The following is a 21372-nucleotide window of genomic DNA, read 5'->3' as shown; positions in this document are numbered from 1 at the left end:
CGACGACCCCATGGGCGCACGCATTATGGTGGTTGAGGACGAGGAAGCTCTGACCGAGCTTCTCCGCTACAACCTCGAAGGCGACGGCTATGACGTCGAGACGGTGATGCGCGGCGACGACGCCGATACCCGTCTCAAGGAGCACATCCCCGATTTGATCGTGCTCGACTGGATGCTGCCGGGGCTATCCGGCATCGAGCTGTGCCGGCGGCTGCGCGCGCGGTCCGATACCAAGCAGCTCCCGATCATCATGCTCACCGCGCGCGGTGAGGAGAGTGAGCGAGTGCGGGGATTGGCGACCGGCGCCGACGATTACATCGTCAAGCCGTTCTCGGTCCCTGAGCTGCTCGCCCGCGTAAAGGGCCTGCTCAGGCGCGCAAGCCCGGAGCGGCTCGCCACCGTGCTGGCGTTTGGCGACATCGAACTCGACCGTGACAAGCGCCGCGTGGCGCGCTCGGGCCGGCCGATCGATCTCGGCCCGACCGAGTATCGCCTGCTGGAGTTTTTCCTGGAGCATCCCGGCCGCGTGTTCTCGCGCGAGCAGCTGCTCGACAGCGTCTGGGGCCGCGATATCTACATCGACGAGCGCACCGTCGACGTGCATATCGGTCGCCTGCGCAAGCTGCTCAATCTCGGTCGCGAGCAGGACCCGATCCGCACCGTCCGTGGCGCCGGCTATGCGCTGGATGATCGGTTTGCGAAGGCGGAGCAGGCGTAGGGTTCTGTGGTTAGTTGCTGACTGCCGCTACCATCTCCGATGTCGTCCAGGCCTATTACGCACTAGGCCGGGACGACACTGAATTTGTCGAACCGCCGTCGCTTGGACGGCGAAACCTTGGAAGCAGACTAACTCACCGTGACGGCTTCACCGGCGCGCGGCGGCGATCTGACGCCGGCTGGTACGCGACGCGCGAGTGTTGGGCGCAATAGGGCAGGCCCGAGAGCGCCCTGCCGCCGCAGAAGAAGAAGTCCGGACTCGAGGGATCGCCGACCGGCCAGTGGCAGGTCGCCTCGTTCAATTCGAGCAGCGACAGCCGCTGGCTCATCGGCACCACGTTGTCGTAGGTGACCGGATCCGGCTCAGCCTCGACCTCGAAGGCCTGCGCAAGCGCGGTGTTGCCGCGCGCAATCGGCCGGGTCACCCGCATCATGTGCTGCGCGGGACGCGCCTTGCGTGGCCGCGGAGCTGCCGACGACGGGCTCTTGGCACGGCCGGACAGGCCCAGCCGGTGCACCTTGCCGATCACGGCATTGCGGGTCACATTGCCGAGTTCAGCTGCGATCTGGCTGGCCGAAAGTCCGGCCTCCCAAAGCTTTTTCAACTGCTCGACGCGATCGTCCGACCATGTCAAAACCGTCATTGCGCCCTTTCCCTCGCTACGAGCCGCCTTGCTGGGGCTGCGCTGCGAATGCCTAAGTCTCGAAAAACCCGTGCCGCCAGAATCCCTTGAAGTTCGCCGGGCGCAGAAGCGCTCCCGAACGTTTACGCCGGTACATGAGGACTTAGAGGATCAGAACCGCTGCACGAGATGTCGTATCTGACAAGCCAAACGCTACAATATGGCGTGACTCCCGCGCAAGAGTCCGCCGACTCGCGTCCACATGTTCCGTGGTGAAAACCCGCAAATTCGGCACCGCAAGACTACGGATTCAGCATTTCGCGGGGCTTTCCGGGCGGCATTGACACCCGTGGTACCAAGCATAAGATGGTGACGCGTGCCGCCCTTAAAAGGCGGCACGTTTCGTTTTCCGGACCAATGACGCGCTGCGCAACGCACGTTCAGGCCGTCCGAAACATCCAGGCGACCGCCAAAGAGACCGTCATGACCAACAGCGCCGCGCCGCATTTGCTCCCCGTATTCGCCAGGGCCGACATCGGTTTTGAGCGCGGCGAGGGCTCTTGGCTGATTGCGACCAATGGCGATCGCTATCTCGATTTCACCTCTGGCGTGGCGGTGAATGCGCTCGGCCATGCCCATCCCGCGCTGGTCAAGGCGTTGCAGGAGCAGGCCACCAAGCTCTGGCACATGTCGAACCTGTTCCAGAGCCCGGACGGCGAGAAGCTCGCGGCGCGCCTTTGCAACGAGAGCTTTGCGGACTTCGTGTTCTTCTGCAATTCCGGCGCCGAGGCGCTGGAATGCGTGATCAAACTCGTCCGCCACCATCACGCAGCCAAGGGCCATCCCGAGCGCTATCGCATGATCACGTTCGAGGGCGCCTTCCATGGCCGCACGCTCGCAACGCTGGCTGCGACGGGATCTGCAAAATATCTCGAAGGTTTCGGTCCGCCGATGGACGGCTTTGACCAGGTTGCACATGGCGATCTGGACGCCGTGAAGAAGGCGATCGGCCCGCAGACCGCCGGCATCCTGATCGAGCCGCTCCAGGGCGAGGGTGGCGTGCGCTCGGCGCCGCCGGCGTTCTATCGCGCGCTGCGCCAGCTTTGCGACGAGAAGGGCCTGCTGCTCGCCTTCGACGAGGTGCAGACCGGCATGGGCCGCACCGGTGATCTGTTCGCGCATCGCCGTTTCGGCATCACGCCCGACGTGATGTCGCTGGCCAAGGCGCTCGGCGGCGGCTTCCCGATCGGCGCTTGCCTTGCGACCGCGGAAGCGGCCTCCGGCATGACGCCCGGCTCGCACGGCTCGACCTTCGGCGGCAATCCGCTGGCAGTCTCTGCCGCGAACGCCGTGCTCGACGTCATGCTCAAGCCCGGCTTCTTCGACCACGTGCAGAGGATGTCGCTGCTGCTCAAGCAGAAGCTCGCCTCCGTGATCGATCGTCATCCCGACATCGTCAGCGAAGTGCGCGGCGAGGGGCTTCTGATCGGTATCAAGGCCGTGGTGCCGTCGGGCGATCTCGTCGCCGCGCTGCGCGACGAAAAACTGCTCACCGTCGGCGCCGGCGACAATGTCGTGCGCTTCCTGCCGCCCTTGATCGTCACCGAAGCGGAGATCGAGGACGGCGTGGCGCGGCTCGAACGGGCCTGCTCCGCGATTTCTGCCAGTCAGACCAAGCGGGCGGCAAGCTGATGAGCAAGACGCCAAAACATTTCCTCGATATCAACGAGCTCCCGTTGTCGGAGCTCAAGAGCATGCTCGACGCCTCCTCCGCCATGAAGGCGAAGCAGAAGGCGCATCAGCCGGTCAGGCCGCTCGAAGGCAAGACGCTGGCGATGATCTTTGAGCGCCCCTCGACCCGCACGCGCGTCTCGTTCGACGTCGCCATGCGTCAGCTCGGCGGCGAGCCGATCATGCTCACCGGTGCGGAAATGCAGCTCGGACGCGGCGAGACCATCGCCGATACCGCGCGCGTGCTGTCGCGCTATGTCGACGCCATCATGATCCGCATCCTCAATCACGAGGCGCTGCTGGAGCTTGCGGCGAACGCGACCGTGCCCGTCATCAACGGCCTGACGCGGCGCTCGCACCCCTGCCAGGTGATGGCCGACCTCCTGACCTATCAGGAGCATCGCGGCCCGATCGAAGGCAAGACCGTGGCCTGGACCGGCGACGACAACAATGTGCTGGCGTCCTGGGCCCATGCGGCCGAACGCTTCAAATTCCAGCTCAATGTCGCCACCCCGCCGGAGCTCGCGCCGAAGAAGGCGATGCGTGACTTCATCAAGGCCACCGGCGCGCCGATCGTGCTCGGCACCGATGCGGAGGCCGCCGTGCGCGGCGCCGACTGCGTCGTCACCGACACCTGGGTGTCGATGGGCGACAAGGAGGGCGAGCACCGCCACAACGTGCTCAAGCCCTATCAGGTCAATGCCAAGCTGATGTCATTGGCCAAACCCGACGCGCTCTTCATGCATTGCCTGCCCGCCCATCGCGGCGAGGAGGTCACCGACGAGGTGATCGACGGCCCGCAATCGGTCGTGTTCGACGAGGCCGAAAACCGCCTGCACGCGCAGAAGGGCATTCTGGCCTGGTGCTTCGACGCGGTGAAGTAACGGCGCGGTCACGTAGGTATTCCTCGTCGTCCTGGCTTTAGCCCGGACGACACTGGGGCGTGGTGCGTGCATGCGACGCCCCCTTCCATTTCCGCCCTCCGACCCCAGATAAAGCGCCATGGTTTCCCAATCCCCTGACATGAAAACCGAGCCTGAGGGCCCGGTTCGCGCGCCGTCCGCGGTTCCGATCGATGATGCGGTGCTGCCTTACGAGGTCGACGCGCTCGACGTGCGCGGCCGGCTGGTGCGGCTTGGCCCGGCGCTCGACGAGATCCTGACCCGGCACGACTATCCCGCGCCGGTCGGCAAGCTGCTCGGCGAGGCCATCGTGCTGACCACGCTGCTCGGCTCGGCGCTGAAATTCGAAGGGCGCTTCATACTCCAGGCCCAGACCGATGGTCCGGTGTCGTTCCTGGTGGTGGACTACAATGCGCCCGATCGCTTGCGCGCCTATGCTCGCTACGACGCGTCGCGTCTTGGCGACGCTAAGGATTCCGGCGCGTTGCTCGGCCATGGCCATCTCGCCATGACCATCGACCAGGGGCCCGACATGAGCCGCTATCAGGGCCTGGTCGCGCTCGACGGCGGCAGCCTTGAAGACGCCGCGCATGAATATTTCCTGCGCTCCGAGCAGATTCCGACGCGCGTGCGCCTCGCGGTCGGCGAGGAGTGGCGCTCGGGCGACGGCGGCAAGCATCGCTGGCGCGCTGGCGGCATGCTGATGCAGTTCTTGCCGAAGGCGCCGGAGCGCGCGCGGCAGGCCGATCTGCATCCCGGCGATGCGCCGGAAGGCGTCGAAGTGCACGCTGTCGCCGAGGACGATGCCTGGGTCGAGGCCCGCTCGCTGATCGAAACCGTCGAGGACGTCGAGCTGATCGATCCCGATCTCTCCGGAGAGCGGCTGCTCTACCGCCTGTTCCACGAACGCGGCGTCCGCGTGTTCAATCCGCTGGTCCTGAAAGCGCAATGCTCCTGCTCGCGCGACGCGGTCGGCGCCATGCTGAAGAGCTTTTCGCCCGACGACCGCGCCGCGATGGTCAAGGACGACAAGGTCGTCGTCACGTGCGAGTTCTGTAGCTCGGTGTACGAGTTCACGCCGCGGGATGCGGGCGTGGAAGACGCGTAAGCTCTTGTAGGGTGGACAAAGCGAAGCGTGCCCACCGCTTGGTGCACGTTGATTGAAGTGGTGGGCACGGCGCTTCGCGCCTTTGCCCACCCTACGTCCGCCCTAATTCAACACCCTCTTATTATCCGGGCTGTCGAGCGAGAACGTCGGCACGTCGATCTCGAAGCGTTCGCCGCTTGCGCTGACCATCTGGTAATGGCCGGTCATGAAGCCGGAGGCGGTCGAGAGCGGGACGCCGGAGGTGTATTCGAAGCGCTCGCCGGGGGCCAAGGTCGGCTGCTCGCCGACTACGCCTTCGCCCTTGACCTCCTGCTGCCGGCCGGAGGCGTCGGTGATGATCCAGTGCCGCGTCTTGAGTTGCACGGTCTCGTCGCCGGAATTGGTGATGACGATGGTGTAGGACCAGAAATAGCGCGAGCGGTCGGCCGACGACTGCTCCGGAACAAAGTTCGGCTCGACGGTCACTTCGATTTGGCGGGTCACGGCACGGTACATGGCTGCCATCATAACGAAATCCCGGCCGGGAACCAAACGCCCAAGCGGCTTCGGCGACATCGTCCCGCCAGAATTGACAGGGAAGTACACCTCCAACGAATGCACCTGCAAGAAATAGACTTGCAAGAAATACACCTGGATGTGATCCGGCCGCTTTGCGAGGCGGCGACTGGACCGGTACACTCCTCATACGTCGCGATTTGCGGAAGGGTTTTAAGGGCCCCGATGACCATTGCCGATCAAGTGACGGGATCGACGATCGCGGGAACCGCGGGTGCCAAGCCTGCGGAGGCTAGGCCCGTGGACACGAAGGCGCGTGTGGCCGCGCCGGCCATCACGCTGCCCGTCATCGGCGAGCGCGAGCTGCGGCTCGATCTGTTCCGCGGGCTGGCGCTGTGGCTGATCTTCATCGATCATCTGCCGCCGAATCTTCTGACCTGGTTCACGATCCGCAATTACGGCTTCAGCGACGCCACCGAAATCTTCATCTTCATCTCCGGCTACACCGCCGCCTTCGTCTACGGCCGCGCGATGCTGGAGTCCGGCGTCGTCATCGCCACCGCGCGCATCCTGCGCAGGGTCTGGCAGATCTATGTCGCCCACGTCTTCCTGTTCACGATCTTCCTCGCCGAGATCTCCTACGTCGCGACCAGCTTCGAGAACCCGCTCTACACCGAAGAGATGGGCATCATGGATTTCCTCAAGCAGCCCGACGTCACCATCGTGCAGGCGCTGCTGTTGCGCTTCCGTCCCGTCAACATGGACGTGCTGCCGCTGTATATCGTCTTGATGCTGGCGCTGCCCTTGATCCTGTGGTCGATGAAGTGGAAGCCCGACGTCACGCTCGGCTTCTCGGTGCTGCTCTATGCCGTCACCTGGCAATACGACCTCTATTTCTCGGCCTATCCGAACGGCTTCTGGGCGTTCAATCCGCTGGCCTGGCAATTGCTTTTCGTGTTCGGTGCATGGTGTGCGCTCGGAGGTGCGCGACGCATGTCGCGCATTCTGGCTTCGCCCGTGACGATGTGGATCTCGATCGCCTATCTGGTTGCCGCATTCTGTGTGACGCTGACCTGGTATGTGCCGCAGCTCTCGCACTTCATGCCGAAGCGGCTCGAGCAGTGGATGTATCCGATCGACAAGACTGATCTCGACGTGCTGCGCTTCACGCATTTCCTGGCGCTGGCCGCGCTCACCGTGCGCTTCCTGCCGCGGGAGTGGCCGGGCCTGAGATCACCCTGGCTGCGGCCGCTGATCCTGTGCGGCCAGCATTCGCTGGAGATCTTCTGCCTTGGCGTCTTCCTGGCCTTTGCCGGCCATTTCATCCTGGCCGAGGTCTCCGCCGGCCCGGGCATGCATGCGCTGATTAGTCTCTCCGGAATCCTGATCATGTGGGGCGTGGCCTGGGTGATTTCGTGGTACAAACGCGTAGCTGACAAGAGCGGTGCGAAGACCAAAATCGCCGTCGGCAACGCCGATATGGCGGGAGGGGGCTGATGAAGGCGAAGGTTCTCCTGAGCCTGATCCTGCTGTGCGGTAACCTCGCCGCGCCTCTGGCGCGCGCGGGCGATGCTGCGTCTGTAGCCCCCGCAGCCCCCGCAGCCTGCGAATTGCCGTCCTATCTGCTCACCACCGAGAGCCAGCTCCATAAGGTCGCCGATACCGTCAAAGACGGCAAACCGCTTGAAATCCTGGTGATCGGCAGCCGCTCGACGACGATTCCGGCCTCGGAGGACAGCTCCTATCCGGCGCGGATGCAGGCCATTCTGAAGGAGAAGCTGCCGCCTACGGAGGCGGTGCACGTCTCCGTAGAAATACAGAGCAAGAAGACCGCGGAGGAGGCCGCCGGCACCTTTGTTAAGCTGATGGAAGCAAAAGCACCTACTTTGGTCATCTGGCAGACCGGGACCGTGGATGCTATCCGATCCATCGATCCCGACGATTTTCGCGGCGCGGTGACCGATGGGGTTACTGCGTTGCAAAATGCGGGGGCTGACGTCGTCTTGATGAATTTGCAATACAGCCCGCGTACCGAAACCATGATCTCGGCGCCGCCCTATCTCGACAATATGCGGGTGGTGGCGCAGGAGCATGATGTCCCGCTGTTCGACCGTTTCGCGATGATGCGGCAATGGAATGATCAGGGTCAGTTCGACCTGTTCAGCCCGTCCCGCGGCCCCGAGCTGGCGAAACAAGTTCATGATTGCCTTGGCCGGGCGTTGGCGCAGTTCGTGATCGACGCTGCCCATCTGGGACCGGCCCAGCAGCAAAATTGAGGTCTAGCGTTAATGAGTTCTCTCCGCCCTTTTTGCCTGTCGGCATGGCTGGCTGCGTCCGCAGCGGCAGCGCTGCTGGTGCTGACGCTGCAGGTACCTGCTTACGCACAAGCCGCGCAGGCAACGCCGGCTCCGCAACAGGCTGCTAATCCCGCGCCCGCATCACCGTCGCAGACCGCAGCGGCCGGCCAGCCGGCTGCCGAGCAGCGCGGCCTCACCTCGCGTGCCATCGACAAGGTGAAGCAGGTCGCCAATTCCGCCGGCGACATCTTCAGCCGCGTGCCCTGCCTGTCGCCGAAGGGCGGCGCGAAGGCGATGGGTTCGCTGCCGCATGTCGCGAACAAACTCGTCGCCGGCAAGCCGGTCGTGATCGTCGCGTTCGGCTCGTCGTCGACCGCCGGCTATGGCGCGAGCTCGCCGGACTTCAACTATCCGAACCGTCTCGCCGCGCAGCTGCGCCGGAAATATCCGACCGCCGACATCACCGTCATCAATGCCGGCATCGGCGGCGAGGACGCGCCCGAGATGATGAAGCGCCTCCAGAAGGAGGTGATCGACGTGCACCCGGATCTCGTGATCTGGCAGGTCGGCACCAACGCCGTGCTGCGCAACCTCGATCCCGGCGACACCGCTAAGATGGTCGAGGACGGCATCACCCGCATCCAGGCCGCTGGCGACGCCGATGTCGTGCTGGTCGACCCGCAATATTCGCCGCAAGTCACCCAGCGCGCCGAGAGCGCCGGCAAGATGGTGAAGCTGCTCGGCAAGGTCGCCGAGCTCCGTCACGTCGGCATTTTCCCGCGTTTCGAGGTGATGCGCGACTGGCACGAGAAGCAGGCGATCCCGGTCGAGAGTTTTGTGATCTCCGACGGTCTGCACATGAACGATTGGGGCTATGCCTGCTTCGCCCAGCTCTTGGGCGATGACATCATCCGCTCGGTCGGCCAGATCAAGCTCGGGGTGAACGTGCCAGCGGACGTGCGGACGTATCGGCCGATGTGATGTCGTAGTGGTGGGTTAGCGAAGCGCAACCCACCACTGTTTATCTCCGCAGAGGCAGAAGAGGTGGGTTACGCCTTCGGCTAACCCACCCTGGATTCCGCGATCTTCGCTCACGCCTTCTCCAGCGCCGCGGTCAGATCCTCGATCAGGTCATCAACATGCTCCAGCCCCGCCGAGAAGCGGATGAAGCCTTCGCTGATGCCCAGCGCAGCGCGGTCTTCCGGCTTCAGGCGCTGATGCGTCGTGGTGGCCGGATGCGTGACGAGGCTCTTGGCGTCGCCGAGATTGTTGGAAATCTTGGCGAGCTTGAGCTCGTTGAGCACGCGGAACGCACCCTGCTTGCCGCCCTTGACCTCGAAGCCGACCAGCGTCGAGCCGCCGCGCATCTGCTTCTTCACCAGCGCTGCCTGCGGATGATCGGCGCGGCCGGGATAGATCAGCCGCGAAATTTTTGGATGGCTCGCCAGCACGTCGGCGATGCGCGCCGCGGTCTCCGTCTGCGCGCGCACGCGCACGCCGAGCGTCTCCAGGCCCTTGAGCAGGACCCAGGCGTTGAACGGCGAGATCGACGGGCCGGTCTGGCGCATGAAATTGTGGATGTGCTCGGCGATGAAGGCTTCCGACGACAGGATGATGCCGCCGAGACAGCGGCCCTGGCCGTCGATGTGCTTGGTCGCGGAGTAAACCACGACATCGGCGCCGAGCGCGAGCGGGCTCTGCCAGATCGGCGTCGCGAAGACGTTGTCGACGACGAGCCGCGCGCCGCCGCTGTGCGCGATCTCGGCAATCGCGGGAATGTCGAGTACGTCGAGCGTGGGGTTGGTCGGGCTCTCCAGGAAGAACGTCTTGGTGTTCGGCTTGAGCGCGCGCTGCCACTGGTCGAGATCGAAGCCGTCGACCAATGTGGTCTCGATGCCGTAGCGCGGCAGCAGATCCTGAATGACGTAGAGACACGAGCCGAACAGCGCCTTTGAAGCCACCACGTGGTCGCCGGTCTTCAGCGGCGCCAGGATCGCGGTGGTCACCGCGGCCATGCCGGTTGCGGCCGAGCGGGCAGCCTCGGCACCTTCGAGCTCGATCATGCGACGCTCGAACATCGCGATGGTCGGGTTCGAATAGCGCGAATAGATGAAGCCGGGGTCCTCGCCCTTGAACCGCGCCTCGCACTCCTCGGCGCTGTTGTAGACATAGCCCTGGGTCAGGAACAGCGCCTCCGACGTCTCGCCATATTGCGAGCGCAGGGTGCCGGAATGGACCAGACGGGTTTCGGGGCGATAGTGGGCGGTGGACGCCGGGGACTTCGACATAGGACCTCCTCTGCGTGACCATCGAAAATGGTCACAAAAAACCGGCCTGGATATCTCCACGGGCCGGGATCACAGAGGTCCCCGGCCTGTTTAGCGACTTATTTAACGTGGCTGCAAGCCGGCCGGCTCAAATCACCACGGGATAAGTCATGCTCATATTCCGCAATGCCCTTTTCGTCAAGGCGTCCATCGGATAGCCGTAAAAAGCTGTATTTTCCGCATGTCCGGATACATTTGCCCCCTGATGAGGACCCCCGGTTGACGTTCACGGTTGCCGCCGACGCCAATGGTATCCTGCCCGACCGCATGATCGCGGCGATGGCGGACGCGGGCCTCATCCTGCCCGCCTACGATTTCGTCGAAAGCCAGATCCAGCCGGCGAGCCTTGATTTGCGCCTCGGCGACATCGCCTATCGTGTGCGCGCGAGCTTCCTGCCCGGCCCCGGCGCCACCGTCGCCGAACGCATCGACGAATTGAAGCTGCACGAGTTCAGCCTCGCCGACGGCGCGGTGCTGGAGACCAACTGCGTCTACATCGTGCCGCTGCTCGAGAGCCTCGCGCTGCCGCCAGAGATCGTCGCGGCGGCAAACCCGAAGAGCTCGACCGGTCGGCTCGACGTCTTCACCCGCGTGATCGCCGACGGTACTCGCCGCTTCGACATGATCGGCGCCGGCTATCACGGTCCGCTCTATGCCGAGATCAGCCCGAAGACGTTTCCGGTGCTGGTCAGCGAAGGCTCGCGGCTGTCGCAGGTGCGTTTCCGCACCGGTGACGCCATCCTCAATCCCGATGAGCTCGACGCGTTGCATGCCTCCGAGCGCCTCGTCGATGTCGACGATGCCGATCTGTCCGGCGGCGTCGCCGTCTCCGTCGATCTCTCCGGCGAGAAGGGGACTGGCTTCGTCGGTTACCGCGCCAAGCGCCACACCGGCGTCATCGATGTCGATCGTCGCGCCGGCTATTCGGTGCAAGACTTCTGGGAGCCGATCTCGGCGCGTCCCGACGGCAGCCTAATCCTCGATCCCGGCGAGTTCTACATCCTTGCTTCGAAAGAGGCCGTGCAGGTGCCGCCCGATTACGCCGCGGAGATGGTGCCGTTCGATCCGCTGGTTGGCGAATTCCGCGTGCACTATGCCGGCTTTTTCGATCCCGGCTTCGGCTATGCCGGCGCCGGCGGACAAGGCTCGCGCGCAGTGCTCGAAGTGCGCTCGCGCGAAGTACCGTTCATTCTCGAGCACGGCCAGATCGTCGGCCGCCTCGTCTACGAGAAGATGCTGGCCCGCCCCGACGCGATGTACGGCCAGCGCATCGGCTCGAACTACCAGGCGCAAGGCCTGAAGCTGAGCAAGCATTTCCGGGTGTAGCTACATTCTCCGCTGTCATTCCCCGCGAAGGCGATGACAGCGAATACGCGTCTGGTTGCGTCGCCCCATCCGCGATGACACACTCCCGCAAAACAACAAGCCGGGAGTGAACATGACCGCCGCAGCAGACTCCGCGCAGGAAGCTCAATGGAAGCGCTGGCGCGCGGTCGCCGATCTCTATCATGCCTATTTCACCGGCCTCATCCTCACCGTGGTCACGCGGCGCGGCACGGCAGACGCGGCCGAGTTCGTCTTCCGCGTATTTCGCCGCCAGCAGCAGGAGCGCTTCCTGCCGGGGCTGGGAAAGCTCGGGCTCAGCCATCTGCCGCCGGCGGTCGCGGCCGCGCAATATCACTATCTCTCCAACTGGATCGGCGGCGTGCATGTCGAATACATGTATGAGAACGATACCAAGGCCTGGATCCGCTATCCGCCGCCGCGCTGGATCTGGAAGGGCACCGCGATCTGCGGCGTGCCGGGCGAAGTCTCACGCGCGATGCTGCGCGGCTGGCACGCCAACAATGGCGTCGCGCTGGGAGATATCAGGCTCGGCTTTGTCTGCACCAAGCAGAGCGTCGACGGCCAGGACGGGCTCGAGGGCTATTACCATCAATACGACCACCCGCTCGAGATCGATCAGCGCCTCGTCTTCGCGCGGCATCTGGAAGCACCACTGTTCGACGCCAGGACCGCGCCGGCTCTGCCGGTCTCGAGCTGGCCGAAGCCGCGGCTCGAGAAAGCCTATCGCAACTACGCGATGGAATATGTGCGCACCGCCGCGCCGGTGATGGTGCAACTGTTCGGGCCTGAGGATGCCGGCTATCTCCTGCACCTCACCGGCAAGCTGATCGGCATGCAATATTTTGACGAGGTCGCAGCCGCACTGTCGATGAGCCGCGGCGGCGCGAGCGAGTTCGCATCGTTCCTCAACACACTATTCGCCGCGCAGGACGATGTGGCCGAGACGACAACGTCCGAAGGCGCGTTCGAAATCCGCCAGGAGAGCTGGAAGCTGATGGACGATGTCGCCGACTATCACCGCGCTTGCGCCAAGGTGCTGGAGGGGTTGTTCGAGGGACTGGCTGCCGGATGTGGGCGGCATATCGGTGTGTATATGCGTCCGACTGGCGATGGCCGGTCGCCACTGGTGTGGACCATCGGGTAATTCCACCTGCTGAAATGCGCTGCCGCAGGGCACGCCTGCGCCCGGCGCAGGAGGAATCGGCACCTGCCGTGCTAACAAGCGGCGAACGCGCCTTTCGCGCGAACAAATTCATTGCCACACCTACGCATTGCGACGCCGCAGATGGCGCTTATGCCCCGGGAGAGGAAATGTCCGACATCGCCGAAATCCCGGTCGATGAACAAGAGCGTCCGCTGCCGTCGCCCCTGCGGCCGCTGAGGAGCGCGTTGACCGACGGCCCGATCCTGCGCACGCTGCTCGGGCTCGCCTGGCCGAACGTGGTCGCACTCTCGGCCGGCACCTGCGTGGTGATCGCGGAGACCTCCTATATCGGGCGTCTTGGTGTCGAGGCGCTGGCCGCGATGGCGCTGGTGTTTCCGACCGTGATCCTGACCATGACGATGTCGGGCGGCGCCATGGGCGGTGCCGTGGCGTCCGCCATCGCACGCGCGCTCGGCGCCGGCGATCGCGAGCGCGCCGGCACGCTCGCTGCGCATGCGCTCCTGATCGGCATCACCTTCGGCCTCGTCTTCATGCTGGGCATGCTGATCTTCGGGCCCAAGGTGCTCGAGATGCTCGGTGGCCGCGGTGATGTGCTGGCGCATGCGGTCGCCTACACCCAGGTGTTTTTCGGCGGCGCCGTACTGCCCTGGCTGCTCAACACCATGGCCGGCGTGCTGCGCGGCACCGGCAACATGAAGCTGCCGTCGCTGTTGATCCTCAACTCCGCGGTCTGGCAGATCGTGCTCGGCGGCACGATGGGCCTCGGTCTCGGACCCGTGCCGCAGCTCGGCATGCGCGGCGTCGCCGCTGGCGCGCTGATCGCCTACTCCATGAACATCTGCGTGATGGGTTGGTATTTGTTCTCCGGCCGCGCCCGCGTCGTGCCGAAGCTGCGTGGGCTTCGCATCCAATGGGCAATGTTTTTCGACATCCTGAAGGTGGGTGCGATCGCCTGCTTCTCGCCGCTGCAATCGGTGCTGACGATTTCGATCTTCACCCACATGCTGGCGAAGTTCGGCACCGCGATCCTCGCCGGCTACGGCATCGGCGCGCGGTTGGAGTTTTTGCTGACCTCGATCGCGTTCTCGTTTGGCATCGCCTCGGTGCCGATGATCGGCATGGCCGTTGGCGCCGGCCGCATCGCGCGGGCGCGGCGCATCGCCTGGATTGCCGGCGCGAGTGCTTTCGTTGCCGTCGGCGCGCCGGCCTGTCTGGTCGCGCTGTTCCCCGACCTCTGGGTCAACATCTTCACCGACAGTGCAACCGTGCGCGCGACCAGCCACCAATATCTGTCGACGGTTGCACCGTTCTACGCCTTCATTGGCCTTGCCTCGACGATGTATTTCTCGTCGCAGGGTGCGGCCAAGGTGATCGGGCCGGTGCTGGCGCAGACCGCGCGGCTGATCTACATCGCCAGCTGCGGCTGGTGGCTGTCGACGCATGACGCCACCGCGCAAAACTTCTTCTGGCTGGCCGCAAGCTCGATGGTCGTGCTCGGCCTGCTGTCATGCTCCAGCGTGGTGCTGACACGCTGGGGGCCGCGCGAGACGAAGCCTGCAATCAGGCCCGCTCTCTCGGGTATCGCCGACTAACGATGCCTGTGGCGGCGATGGCCGCCACCGCCGCCGACATTGGCGAGCCGCATCAATTGCGGGATCATCGCCATCATGTCGCCGCCGCCTGCGCCGCCGAGCATGCCCATGATATCGCCGCCGCCCATGCCGCCGATCCCCATCGGCATGTTGCCGCCTCCGCCCATCGGCGCGTAGCCGCCGTAATTGGGTGCGCCGAACCCTCCGCCGGCGAGGCCGCCAATGCCCCCGCCGCCCGTCATGCCGCCGATCCCGCCGCCGCCATTCTCCATCATGCGGCTCATCATCGGGCCCATGGTCTGCATCATCATGGCGAAGCGGCGCTTGCCCATCTTCGCCTTCATCATCTCCAGCATCGGCGCCATCTGGGTCATCATGTCCTCGCCGCCGGCGCCGCCGCCGCCGAGGAACTGCGCCTTAGCCGGCGAACTTGCGACCGAAAACAACAGCAGCACGGCAGCTGCCTGGCAGACCACCTTGTCAGCACCTCTCATGGCATGTTCCTCGCGTGCGTGGCTCAGCCGGGAGAGCGGAGCCAACCGGACGCACGCCGCCATGGTTACGGCCGTTGAGGGCAGGGCTCTGTGAGAAAGATCACGCAGCCGCAGCCGGAAACGCGCGGTGTATGGCGGCGACCGCGTCCTTGGTCTGTCCCTGCACATAGGGCGCAAGCTCGTTCGGCAGCATGTCGATGATCCAGACCAGGCGGCACCTCGTCTCGCTCTCGGCGATCACCTGAACCGAGGCGCTGTAATGCTTCAGCCGTTCATTGTCGATCGCGTAGACCAGCCGCTGCCGTGCATCGTCGCAGTCGACCAGCACCTCGCGGGCCACCGAGCCATTCGCGAACGTGACGATGCGCGCATCGCCGTCAAGCGTGCAGGCGGTGACGAAGCCCGGCGCCAGCCGCTGAGGCAGCGCGCCGAAATCGCGCACGGCATCCCAGACGTCGCAGGCGGGGACGGGGAGGGGAATGTCGTTATGAATGGAAGCCATTTGGAAAGTGTCCTTGATTGAGAAAGTCGCCGCCACAAACGCCGTCATTGCGAGCGCAGCGAAGCAATCCGGGAATGTATCCGCTGAGACAGTCTGGATTGCTTCGTCGCAAGAGCTCCTCGCAATGACAAAGGAGAGAGCTCACACACAAACCGCCTCGACATTGTTGCCATCGGGATCGATCAAAAACGCCGCGTAGTAGGTCGGGCTGTAATCCTTGCGCGGCCCCGCGCCGCCATTGTCGCGGCCGCCGCTCTTCAGCCCTTCGCCGTGGAACGCCTTCACCGCGTCGTGATCCCCTGCGCGAAACGCGATGTGCGCACCGTCGGCCTTGCGTCCCTTGTTCAGATGCAGCCAGAGCGCCGGCGCGCCCTTCGGCCCGAAGCCGGCATAGCCGTCGCCGCTCGAGCACAGGACGTAACCGAGCGGGGCCAGCACCGCGGTGTAGAATCGCGTGGCGGCGTCGAGGTCGGCAACGCGCAATCCGATATGGTCGTACATTATCGTCTCCATCTGCAAAGCGCGCCTGTGTGGTGGCGCACGCTGGAAACGAACCTAGTCGGGACAGGGCAGGAGGCTCTTGGAGAATCTTGCGCTTCGTTGGCGCGAATTCGGGCGCGCCCGGCTAGTTCGCCGGCGGCTCGGTCTGCCACTGGCTGACGCGCTTGAGATGATAGGCCTGGACCCACATGTTGGTCCCGATCACGATGGCTATCGCGACGATCAAGCCTGTGAGCTTCTGCGGTTCATAATGAGCGAGAACGAGCAGGACGACAGAGACGATCGCAGTGAAACCAAAGCTGAACCAGAGACCGACGAGGCGAGGTGCAAACCAGGTCGGCCGGCCATTGGTGCCCCACTGCATCGGAACGCGCGGCGCAGTGATCTTTCGGCCATAATAGATGGCGCAGCCCGCGATGAAGGCGAGTCCGATCGCCAACGCCATCAGCGTGGCCGCAATCACGTCACTCGGGGCACTGTCCATCTATTGGCTCATCGCTTCAAATGGTGATCTATCACCCTTCAGTTGCAATATAGCGCGATGGTCCGCAGGGATCAGCCTGTAGCGTCTGGCCTGGTCAACAGACGGTTACCGGCAAACCGGAAGCCAGCCTCAGTTGAGGGCCGGACGTTCCCCAAAAATCTCACGCTCGCCGCGCGAGGCTTGCCGGAATTTCGTCGGCGACACGCCCGCGGCGCGATGAAAGGTACGGACGAAGTTGGAGAGGTCGCCGAAGCCGACATCGTAGGCGATGTCGGTGATGGCGATGTCGTCGTCAGCGAGCAGGCGCGCCGCGTGCCGCAGCCGCGAGCGCACCAGATATTGATGGGGGGTGACGCCGAGCACGTTCGAGAACAGCCGCAGGAAATGGAACGAGCTCAGGCCTGCCTGCCGTGCGGCCTGCTCGAGGTCGATCTCGGCATGCGAATTCTCGTCGATCCAGAGCGCGGCCTCGACCGCGCGACGGCGGTCGCGCGTGGTCGGCGTCGCCTGCTTGCGCGGCTTGCCCGAGGCCACATCGACAAAGCGGCCGGCAAGGATCTGGCCGATCTCGTCGAGGCCGAGGTCGCTGTTGCCATCTGCCGCCGTCTGAGCGAGCTCGCCCAGCACCATCAGTTCGGGGAGCGGCGGCGTTGCGCCGACACGCCAGACCTCGCGTCGTCCGCCCAGCGCATCGACGAGGTCCTCGCTGAAGAAGAACGAAAGGCAGACGTCGCCGCTGACATGCTCATGCGTGCAGGTGTATTCGTCGCCGGGCGCGCCGACCAGCAGCGAGCCCGCCACCAGTTCGAAGAAGCCGGCGCGGCAACGGCAGCCAAAGCTCCCCGAGCGGACATAGGCGATGGAATGGCCCAAGCGGCATTCGGCGAACGGCTCGTCACCCGGTCCCGCATCGCAGCGAAACTCGGAGACCGTGATCGATTGTGAGGTCAGCAGCCTGGTCGCATCCATCGCACCTATCTAGGCATGATCCGGAAAAGTGTCAGCGGTTTTCCGACAAGATCATGCCCAAAACGATAAAGCTAAAGCGCGATCTGGATCGCACTTCAGCTCGGCCGCGGCGGGGCAACGGGCAGCAGCACCTCGAACAGCGTCTTGCTGGCGATCGGATGGGCGCCCTCGAGCGCGAGCAACCGCCGCTTGGAGATCACCCCGCCGTAAGGCGAGATCCGGTCGGCATAACTGCCGGCTTCCAGCACCCGGTGGCAGGGCACGATCAGCATGTAGGGATTTTTCGAGATCGCTTGCGCCACTGAATACGCCGCACCGGAGGCGCCCAACGCCTTGGCGATCTCGGAATAGGTGCGCGTCTCGCCGCGCGGGATGGTGCAGGTGTATTCATAGACCCGCCGGTTGAAGGCGGGCACGTCGCCGGCATCGAGGCTGACATCGGAGAAGTCGGGATCGCTGCCCTGCAGCAACATCGCGATGCCGTCGATCGCAAGCTCGGCATTAAGGGGAAGCGGCTGCTCGCGCGCCTCGGGATGGACCTGAAAGATCCGGCGGCGGGTGCCGATCTCCCGCGCCTCCGGCAATTGCACGGCCACCACGCCGGAATTGCTCCAGACGATGCCGCAACGGCCTACGGCCGTGTCGAATATTGCGTAAGCACGCCCCACCTGCGCACGCCCCACACGCTGTACGTTCCTCAACCCCGGAGCGATCATAACACTGCCACAATCCGGCGCACCTGGAATCTTACCGGGACGTTAACAAGCGTCCGGCCAAACGCGCCAAAGCGCTTGGCGCGAGGCGCCGTCTCGGCTAATCAGGACGGGCGTCGGCTACCGCGCATCCGCGGGCGTAGTTCAATGGTAGAACGGCAGCTTCCCAAGCTGCATACGAGGGTTCGATTCCCTTCGCCCGCTCCATTGATTGATGGGGCAACAATTGGCCGACGAACGCATGGTAGCCATTGCCTGTGATCACGGGGGCTTTGCCCTCAAGCAAGCCCTGAAGGTCGCACTGCCCGATGTGAGGTGGCTGGACCTAGGCACGAACAGTGCCGAGTCCGTCGACTATCCCGATTTCGCCGGCAAGCTGGCCGATGCCATCAAGTCCGGCAAGGCCGGGCGCGGCATTCTGATCTGCGGATCGGGCATCGGCATTTCGATCGCCGCCAACCGCCATGCACATATCCGTTGCGCGCTTGTGCACGATGTCACGGGCGCGCGGTTGTGCCGCCAGCACAATGACGCGAATGTTTTGGCGATGGGCGGACGGATGATCGGCGAAGCGGTGGCGAAAGACTGCGTCGAGATGTTCCTGAGCACGACATTCGACGGCGGTCGCCATCAAGCGCGCCTCGATAAGTTGGGGTCCTGTTAGGACTACAGGTTGAGCTGACGCTCCCCGCGCTTAATCCATTGGGCTTAGCACGAACTGCAGGCTGTCGAGGGGCATGCCCGAAGTTCATGCTTTGCGCTCAGCGCGCGGACGGGAGATGGCCCATGCCTGATGCTCGAATCCATATCACCGCAGCCCTGCTCGCGACCTTCGCCCTGAGCCCGGCGTATCCCATGACCTCGATGCAACAGCAGCAGGACTCTGCGATCTCGGCGCACGCCATGATTCCGAAACGCCAGACCGCGGTGCGTCCCGCCAAGCCGGCGTCGCATCGGCTCGTGATTCAGGTCAACCAGAACGATCCTGCTGTGATGAATCTGGCGCTGAACAACGCCACCAACGTGCTCGACTACTACCGCAAGAGGGGTGAAGAGGCCGATGTCGAGATCGTGGCGTTCGGTCCGGGACTGCACATGCTGCGCAAGGACACGACGCCGGTTGCAGATCGCATCCACGCCATGACGGATATCGCCTTTCCGAACAAGGTTCGCTTCGCCGCTTGTGGCGTCACCAAAGAAGGGATGGAGAAAAAGGAGGGCAAGCCACTCGAATTGCTGCCCGAGGCCTCCATGGTCCCCTCGGGGGTCGTACGCATGATGGAGCTGCAGGAGAAGGGCTGGAGCTACGTCCGGCCATGACGACGGATGCGACGGGAGGCCTGCGATGATGCGCAAGCTGCTGTTCATGCTGGTCCTTTCGCTGCTCACGCTGCCCGTTTCTGCTCAAACGGCCGCCACCGCCGGCGGTGACAAACGACCCGCTGGGCCGGCCGCTTCTGCGCCCGCGCGCGGCAGCCATACCGTGCGGGCCGTCCAACCGCGGACGGCGGAAGAGGACGTGAGAGATCGCATCAATGCTGGCACCGTCGGACTCGCTGCCGGGCTCCTTGAAGGCGCACCGCTCCGCTTCGCCACGGAGATCTCGCGCGTGGTCAACGAGAGCGGAAAGGTGCACGTGCTTCCGGTCGTGACGCGCGGACCGACCGAGAACGTCAACGACCTGCTCTATCTGAAGGGGATCGACATCGCGATCATCAACAGCGATTCGCTCGATGAGTATCGCGCGCAGGTGCCGGAAATCGGAAAGCGCATCGTGCATGTGATGAATCTGTTTCCGTCCGAGCTGCATGTCTTCGTGCGTCCCGAGATCAACTCGCTCGCCGACCTCGCGGGCAAGAAGGTGAACTTCAATACGCAAGGGACCGCCGCCGCCTATTCGGGTCCACTCATCTTCAGTCGGCTCGGCATCGAGGTGGAGAAGACCTTCGTGCCTCACCCGGCCGCGCTGGAGATGATGCGCAAAGGCGACATGGCGGCCGTGGTTTTCGTCACGTCGAAGCCGGTGGACGCGTTCGTGAAGCGCAAATGGGACGAGGGTTTCAAATTCCTGCCGGTACCCTGGAGTCCGAAGCTGGCAGACTATTACGTGCCGGCTTCGCTGACGCCGACAGACTATCCCGCGCTGGTGCAGGCAGGGCACGATATCGAGACGATCGCAGTGCCGACGGTGCTGGTCGCCTATAACTGGAATCCCGGAACCCCGCGCTATGACCGCGTCACGGCATTCGTGAGCGAACTGTTCGGCAGGCTCGACCAGCTGCGTGCGTCCGGCTTCGACCCGAAGTGGAGGGATGCCGATCCCGCGGCCAATGTCCCCGGACTGCAGCGCCTGAAGGCGGCCGAGAGCTGGCAGGATCCCCAGGTGGCCAACGCCAACCGGACGGGACCTCGATGAGGCGGCTCGCCGTCGTCCTGTTCGCCAGCCTTCTCGCCAGCCTTGGCCTCGCGGAAGCGCGCGGCCAATCCGCATCCAGCACGCTGAGGGGGCTCGACGAGTGCTTCGCCCAGACGCGCGCAGCGGAAACCATCTGCGATCAGGCGGGCAATGAGAGCACGACCCGTCTCGGATGCAGGTTGAGGGCGCACAGTGCGGAGAAACAGTGCCTCGATAGCTTGTTCGCGAACAAGGACGAGGTCCGGCAGCCGGGCGATACGCCTTCCATGCCACGCGCCCGTACGCCGCCGGGGCCTGCCGCACCGGAGTCGCCGGTACCGCCGCCAATCCAGCCCCGTCGGGACGACACCAGCGCGGGACGTCCAATCGCCAAAAATTGGCTGATCAGCGAGACCACATCCCCAAGAGACTTCTCTCCGCTTTTCGTCGCCAAATTGTACGCGCTCGCCCCGGTCGCAGCCGATGCGCCCGGAATCCTCATGCTGCGTTGCCGGAACCAGCAGACCGAGATGTCCCTCGGCGCCAATGGCGTCTGGCGCGCTTTGCGCGGTGGGGACATCGAGGTCACCATCGCGTCCGATCAACCTGCGGCAAAACCGATGCGCTGGCGATTGGCGGCCGACGGTCGCACGGCCTCGATGCCGGAGGACCCGGTCGATGTCGTGCGCGCGCTGGGCGGCGGAGCGATTTCGATTTCCGTAGCCGACGGCACCGGCCGCAGCGCCGGCGCGATCTTCGACCTCGCCGGCATCGATGTCGTCCGCACCAAAATCGCAAGCGCCTGCCGCTGGCCGAATGCGACGGTCGAATCGAGAGGGCGATGACGCCATTGGTTTTAAATAGCCAAGCGCCGTGCAGTCTTCCGAGGCAGATAGCCTGGCTAGAAATTTCTAATATATTAGCCCCTCGCTCCCGGCGCTCGCCTCTGCCCGCGCTAAGCTGCCTCACGCCTTGGCGGGGGCGGTCCGTCTCGCCGGGCAGCGTTCGAA

Annotated in this window: 23 protein-coding genes, 1 tRNA gene and 1 riboswitch; of the genes, 15 read left to right on the top strand and 9 right to left on the bottom strand. The window is 64.4% G+C overall.

The features are described 5' to 3' along the window. The first annotated feature begins 10 nt into the window (after positions 1-10). Complete coding sequence (gene phoB, locus ACPPVR_RS40290) at positions 11-718, top strand: phosphate regulon transcriptional regulator PhoB (protein WP_426612024.1); 708 nt, start codon at positions 11-13, stop codon at positions 716-718. Positions 719-851: 133 nt separating this feature from the next. Here the strand turns inward: phoB and ACPPVR_RS40285 are convergent, their stop codons facing one another. Continuing rightward, a complete protein-coding gene (locus ACPPVR_RS40285; RefSeq protein ID WP_426612023.1) occupies positions 852-1361 on the bottom strand; it encodes a GcrA family cell cycle regulator in 510 nt (169 codons plus the stop codon). A 462-nt stretch (positions 1362-1823) separates the two neighbouring features. On the opposite strand from ACPPVR_RS40285, the gene ACPPVR_RS40280 reads away from it, so the two are divergent. The 3 genes from ACPPVR_RS40280 (at position 1824) to ACPPVR_RS40270 (ending at position 5081) form a co-directional block, all read left to right on the top strand. Beyond that, entirely contained in the window at positions 1824-3032 is a 1209-nt protein-coding gene (locus ACPPVR_RS40280) for an aspartate aminotransferase family protein (RefSeq protein WP_426612022.1), read from the top strand. Beyond that, positions 3032-3955, top strand: coding sequence for an ornithine carbamoyltransferase (argF, locus tag ACPPVR_RS40275; RefSeq protein ID WP_426612021.1), 924 nt, complete (start codon positions 3032-3034; stop codon positions 3953-3955). The genes ACPPVR_RS40280 and argF overlap by 1 nt, the downstream gene beginning before the upstream one ends. A 118-nt stretch (positions 3956-4073) precedes the next feature. Beyond that, positions 4074-5081, top strand: coding sequence for an Hsp33 family molecular chaperone (locus ACPPVR_RS40270; protein WP_426612020.1), 1008 nt, complete (start codon positions 4074-4076; stop codon positions 5079-5081). A gap of 102 nt (positions 5082-5183) precedes the next feature. Here the strand turns inward: ACPPVR_RS40270 and apaG are convergent, their stop codons facing one another. Beyond that, on the bottom strand, positions 5184-5588 hold the full coding sequence (gene apaG / locus ACPPVR_RS40265) for a Co2+/Mg2+ efflux protein ApaG (RefSeq protein ID WP_426612019.1): 405 nt from the start codon (positions 5586-5588) through the stop codon (positions 5184-5186). Between the two features lie 213 nt (positions 5589-5801). Between apaG and ACPPVR_RS40260 the strand changes: the two genes are divergently transcribed. The 3 genes from ACPPVR_RS40260 to ACPPVR_RS40250 are packed head-to-tail and all read left to right on the top strand — an operon-like array spanning position 5802 to position 8854. Beyond that, positions 5802-7073: an OpgC domain-containing protein gene (locus ACPPVR_RS40260; protein ID WP_426612018.1), complete on the top strand. Its 1272-nt coding sequence runs from the start codon at positions 5802-5804 to the stop codon at positions 7071-7073. After that, entirely contained in the window at positions 7073-7852 is a 780-nt protein-coding gene (locus ACPPVR_RS40255; RefSeq protein ID WP_426612017.1) for an SGNH/GDSL hydrolase family protein, read from the top strand. The genes ACPPVR_RS40260 and ACPPVR_RS40255 overlap by 1 nt, the downstream gene beginning before the upstream one ends. A gap of 12 nt (positions 7853-7864) precedes the next feature. Further along, positions 7865-8854, top strand: a complete 990-nt coding sequence (locus ACPPVR_RS40250; RefSeq protein WP_426612016.1) for an SGNH/GDSL hydrolase family protein — start codon at positions 7865-7867, stop codon at positions 8852-8854. A gap of 110 nt (positions 8855-8964) precedes the next feature. On the opposite strand, the gene ACPPVR_RS40245 is transcribed toward ACPPVR_RS40250, so the two are convergent. Then, entirely contained in the window at positions 8965-10161 is a 1197-nt protein-coding gene (locus ACPPVR_RS40245; RefSeq protein ID WP_426612015.1) for an O-succinylhomoserine sulfhydrylase, read from the bottom strand. Positions 10162-10230: 69 nt separating this feature from the next. Then, positions 10231-10310, bottom strand: a riboswitch (SAM riboswitch). Between the two features lie 157 nt (positions 10311-10467). Here ACPPVR_RS40245 and ACPPVR_RS40240 point away from each other — a divergent pair. The 3 genes from ACPPVR_RS40240 to ACPPVR_RS40230 all read left to right on the top strand — a co-directional run bounded on the left by ACPPVR_RS40240 (position 10468) and on the right by ACPPVR_RS40230 (position 14304). Further along, positions 10468-11526 carry a 2'-deoxycytidine 5'-triphosphate deaminase gene (locus ACPPVR_RS40240; RefSeq protein ID WP_426616284.1) on the top strand — a complete coding sequence of 353 codons (1059 nt, stop codon included), beginning with the start codon at positions 10468-10470 and terminating at the stop codon, positions 11524-11526. 112 nt (positions 11527-11638) lie between these two features. Next, a complete protein-coding gene (locus tag ACPPVR_RS40235; protein WP_426612014.1) occupies positions 11639-12691 on the top strand; it encodes a hypothetical protein in 1053 nt (350 codons plus the stop codon). A 167-nt stretch (positions 12692-12858) separates the two neighbouring features. After that, positions 12859-14304 carry an MATE family efflux transporter gene (locus ACPPVR_RS40230; RefSeq protein ID WP_426612013.1) on the top strand — a complete coding sequence of 482 codons (1446 nt, stop codon included), beginning with the start codon at positions 12859-12861 and terminating at the stop codon, positions 14302-14304. Here the strand turns inward: ACPPVR_RS40230 and ACPPVR_RS40225 are convergent. The 6 genes from ACPPVR_RS40225 to ACPPVR_RS40200 form a co-directional block, all read right to left on the bottom strand. Next, positions 14301-14798, bottom strand: coding sequence for a hypothetical protein (locus ACPPVR_RS40225; RefSeq protein WP_426612012.1), 498 nt, complete (start codon positions 14796-14798; stop codon positions 14301-14303). The genes ACPPVR_RS40230 and ACPPVR_RS40225 overlap by 4 nt on opposite strands. Before the next feature lie 100 nt (positions 14799-14898). Next, positions 14899-15300, bottom strand: a complete 402-nt coding sequence (locus ACPPVR_RS40220) for an SRPBCC family protein (protein ID WP_426612011.1) — start codon at positions 15298-15300, stop codon at positions 14899-14901. 141 nt (positions 15301-15441) lie between these two features. Then, positions 15442-15801 carry a VOC family protein gene (locus tag ACPPVR_RS40215; protein WP_426612010.1) on the bottom strand — a complete coding sequence of 120 codons (360 nt, stop codon included), beginning with the start codon at positions 15799-15801 and terminating at the stop codon, positions 15442-15444. Between the two features lie 124 nt (positions 15802-15925). Further along, on the bottom strand, positions 15926-16285 hold the full coding sequence (locus tag ACPPVR_RS40210) for a hypothetical protein (RefSeq protein WP_426612009.1): 360 nt from the start codon (positions 16283-16285) through the stop codon (positions 15926-15928). Between the two features lie 129 nt (positions 16286-16414). Beyond that, on the bottom strand, positions 16415-17254 hold the full coding sequence (locus ACPPVR_RS40205) for a helix-turn-helix transcriptional regulator (RefSeq protein WP_426612008.1): 840 nt from the start codon (positions 17252-17254) through the stop codon (positions 16415-16417). Positions 17255-17349: 95 nt separating this feature from the next. After that, positions 17350-17970, bottom strand: a complete 621-nt coding sequence (locus ACPPVR_RS40200) for a methylated-DNA--[protein]-cysteine S-methyltransferase (RefSeq protein ID WP_426612007.1) — start codon at positions 17968-17970, stop codon at positions 17350-17352. A gap of 130 nt (positions 17971-18100) precedes the next feature. Between ACPPVR_RS40200 and ACPPVR_RS40195 the strand changes: the two genes are divergently transcribed. The 5 genes from ACPPVR_RS40195 to ACPPVR_RS40175 all read left to right on the top strand — a co-directional run bounded on the left by ACPPVR_RS40195 (position 18101) and on the right by ACPPVR_RS40175 (position 21207). Further along, a tRNA-Gly gene (locus ACPPVR_RS40195) sits at positions 18101-18174 on the top strand. Positions 18175-18193: 19 nt separating this feature from the next. After that, entirely contained in the window at positions 18194-18631 is a 438-nt protein-coding gene (rpiB, locus tag ACPPVR_RS40190; protein WP_426612006.1) for a ribose 5-phosphate isomerase B, read from the top strand. Positions 18632-18753: 122 nt separating this feature from the next. Then, a complete protein-coding gene (locus ACPPVR_RS40185) occupies positions 18754-19287 on the top strand; it encodes a DsrE family protein (RefSeq protein ID WP_426612005.1) in 534 nt (177 codons plus the stop codon). 25 nt (positions 19288-19312) lie between these two features. Continuing rightward, the gene (locus ACPPVR_RS40180) at positions 19313-20383 is read left to right on the top strand and encodes a TAXI family TRAP transporter solute-binding subunit (RefSeq protein WP_426612004.1); all 1071 of its coding nucleotides are present in this window, start codon (positions 19313-19315) and stop codon (positions 20381-20383) included. After that, a complete protein-coding gene (locus tag ACPPVR_RS40175; RefSeq protein WP_426612003.1) occupies positions 20380-21207 on the top strand; it encodes a hypothetical protein in 828 nt (275 codons plus the stop codon). Before ACPPVR_RS40180 ends, ACPPVR_RS40175 begins: the two co-directional genes overlap by 4 nt. Positions 21208-21372 lie beyond the last annotated feature (165 nt).

Source organism: Bradyrhizobium sp. McL0616 (assembly GCF_049993385.1).
In the GTDB taxonomy this organism is placed as follows: Bacteria; Pseudomonadota; Alphaproteobacteria; order Rhizobiales; family Xanthobacteraceae; genus Bradyrhizobium.
Note: the sequence above shows the minus strand (reverse complement) of the source record. Positions and strands in the feature narration are given on the sequence as shown.

Excerpts from the sequence above, each read along its gene's own strand:
- phoB (WP_426612024.1), top strand. The coding sequence starts at position 11 with ATGGGCGCACGCATTATGGTGGTTGAGGACGAGGAAGCTCTGACCGAG.
- ACPPVR_RS40285 (WP_426612023.1), bottom strand. The coding sequence starts at position 1,361 with ATGACGGTTTTGACATGGTCGGACGATCGCGTCGAGCAGTTGAAAAAG.
- ACPPVR_RS40280 (WP_426612022.1), top strand. The coding sequence starts at position 1,824 with ATGACCAACAGCGCCGCGCCGCATTTGCTCCCCGTATTCGCCAGGGCC.
- argF (WP_426612021.1), top strand. The coding sequence starts at position 3,032 with ATGAGCAAGACGCCAAAACATTTCCTCGATATCAACGAGCTCCCGTTG.
- ACPPVR_RS40270 (WP_426612020.1), top strand. The coding sequence starts at position 4,074 with ATGGTTTCCCAATCCCCTGACATGAAAACCGAGCCTGAGGGCCCGGTT.
- apaG (WP_426612019.1), bottom strand. The coding sequence starts at position 5,588 with ATGATGGCAGCCATGTACCGTGCCGTGACCCGCCAAATCGAAGTGACC.
- ACPPVR_RS40260 (WP_426612018.1), top strand. The coding sequence starts at position 5,802 with ATGACCATTGCCGATCAAGTGACGGGATCGACGATCGCGGGAACCGCG.
- ACPPVR_RS40255 (WP_426612017.1), top strand. The coding sequence starts at position 7,073 with ATGAAGGCGAAGGTTCTCCTGAGCCTGATCCTGCTGTGCGGTAACCTC.
- ACPPVR_RS40250 (WP_426612016.1), top strand. The coding sequence starts at position 7,865 with ATGAGTTCTCTCCGCCCTTTTTGCCTGTCGGCATGGCTGGCTGCGTCC.
- ACPPVR_RS40245 (WP_426612015.1), bottom strand. The coding sequence starts at position 10,161 with ATGTCGAAGTCCCCGGCGTCCACCGCCCACTATCGCCCCGAAACCCGT.
- ACPPVR_RS40240 (WP_426616284.1), top strand. The coding sequence starts at position 10,468 with ATGATCGCGGCGATGGCGGACGCGGGCCTCATCCTGCCCGCCTACGAT.
- ACPPVR_RS40235 (WP_426612014.1), top strand. The coding sequence starts at position 11,639 with ATGACCGCCGCAGCAGACTCCGCGCAGGAAGCTCAATGGAAGCGCTGG.
- ACPPVR_RS40230 (WP_426612013.1), top strand. The coding sequence starts at position 12,859 with ATGTCCGACATCGCCGAAATCCCGGTCGATGAACAAGAGCGTCCGCTG.
- ACPPVR_RS40225 (WP_426612012.1), bottom strand. The coding sequence starts at position 14,798 with ATGAGAGGTGCTGACAAGGTGGTCTGCCAGGCAGCTGCCGTGCTGCTG.
- ACPPVR_RS40220 (WP_426612011.1), bottom strand. The coding sequence starts at position 15,300 with ATGGCTTCCATTCATAACGACATTCCCCTCCCCGTCCCCGCCTGCGAC.
- ACPPVR_RS40215 (WP_426612010.1), bottom strand. The coding sequence starts at position 15,801 with ATGTACGACCATATCGGATTGCGCGTTGCCGACCTCGACGCCGCCACG.
- ACPPVR_RS40210 (WP_426612009.1), bottom strand. The coding sequence starts at position 16,285 with ATGGACAGTGCCCCGAGTGACGTGATTGCGGCCACGCTGATGGCGTTG.
- ACPPVR_RS40205 (WP_426612008.1), bottom strand. The coding sequence starts at position 17,254 with ATGGATGCGACCAGGCTGCTGACCTCACAATCGATCACGGTCTCCGAG.
- ACPPVR_RS40200 (WP_426612007.1), bottom strand. The coding sequence starts at position 17,970 with ATGATCGCTCCGGGGTTGAGGAACGTACAGCGTGTGGGGCGTGCGCAG.
- ACPPVR_RS40185 (WP_426612005.1), top strand. The coding sequence starts at position 18,754 with ATGCCTGATGCTCGAATCCATATCACCGCAGCCCTGCTCGCGACCTTC.
- ACPPVR_RS40180 (WP_426612004.1), top strand. The coding sequence starts at position 19,313 with ATGATGCGCAAGCTGCTGTTCATGCTGGTCCTTTCGCTGCTCACGCTG.
- ACPPVR_RS40175 (WP_426612003.1), top strand. The coding sequence starts at position 20,380 with ATGAGGCGGCTCGCCGTCGTCCTGTTCGCCAGCCTTCTCGCCAGCCTT.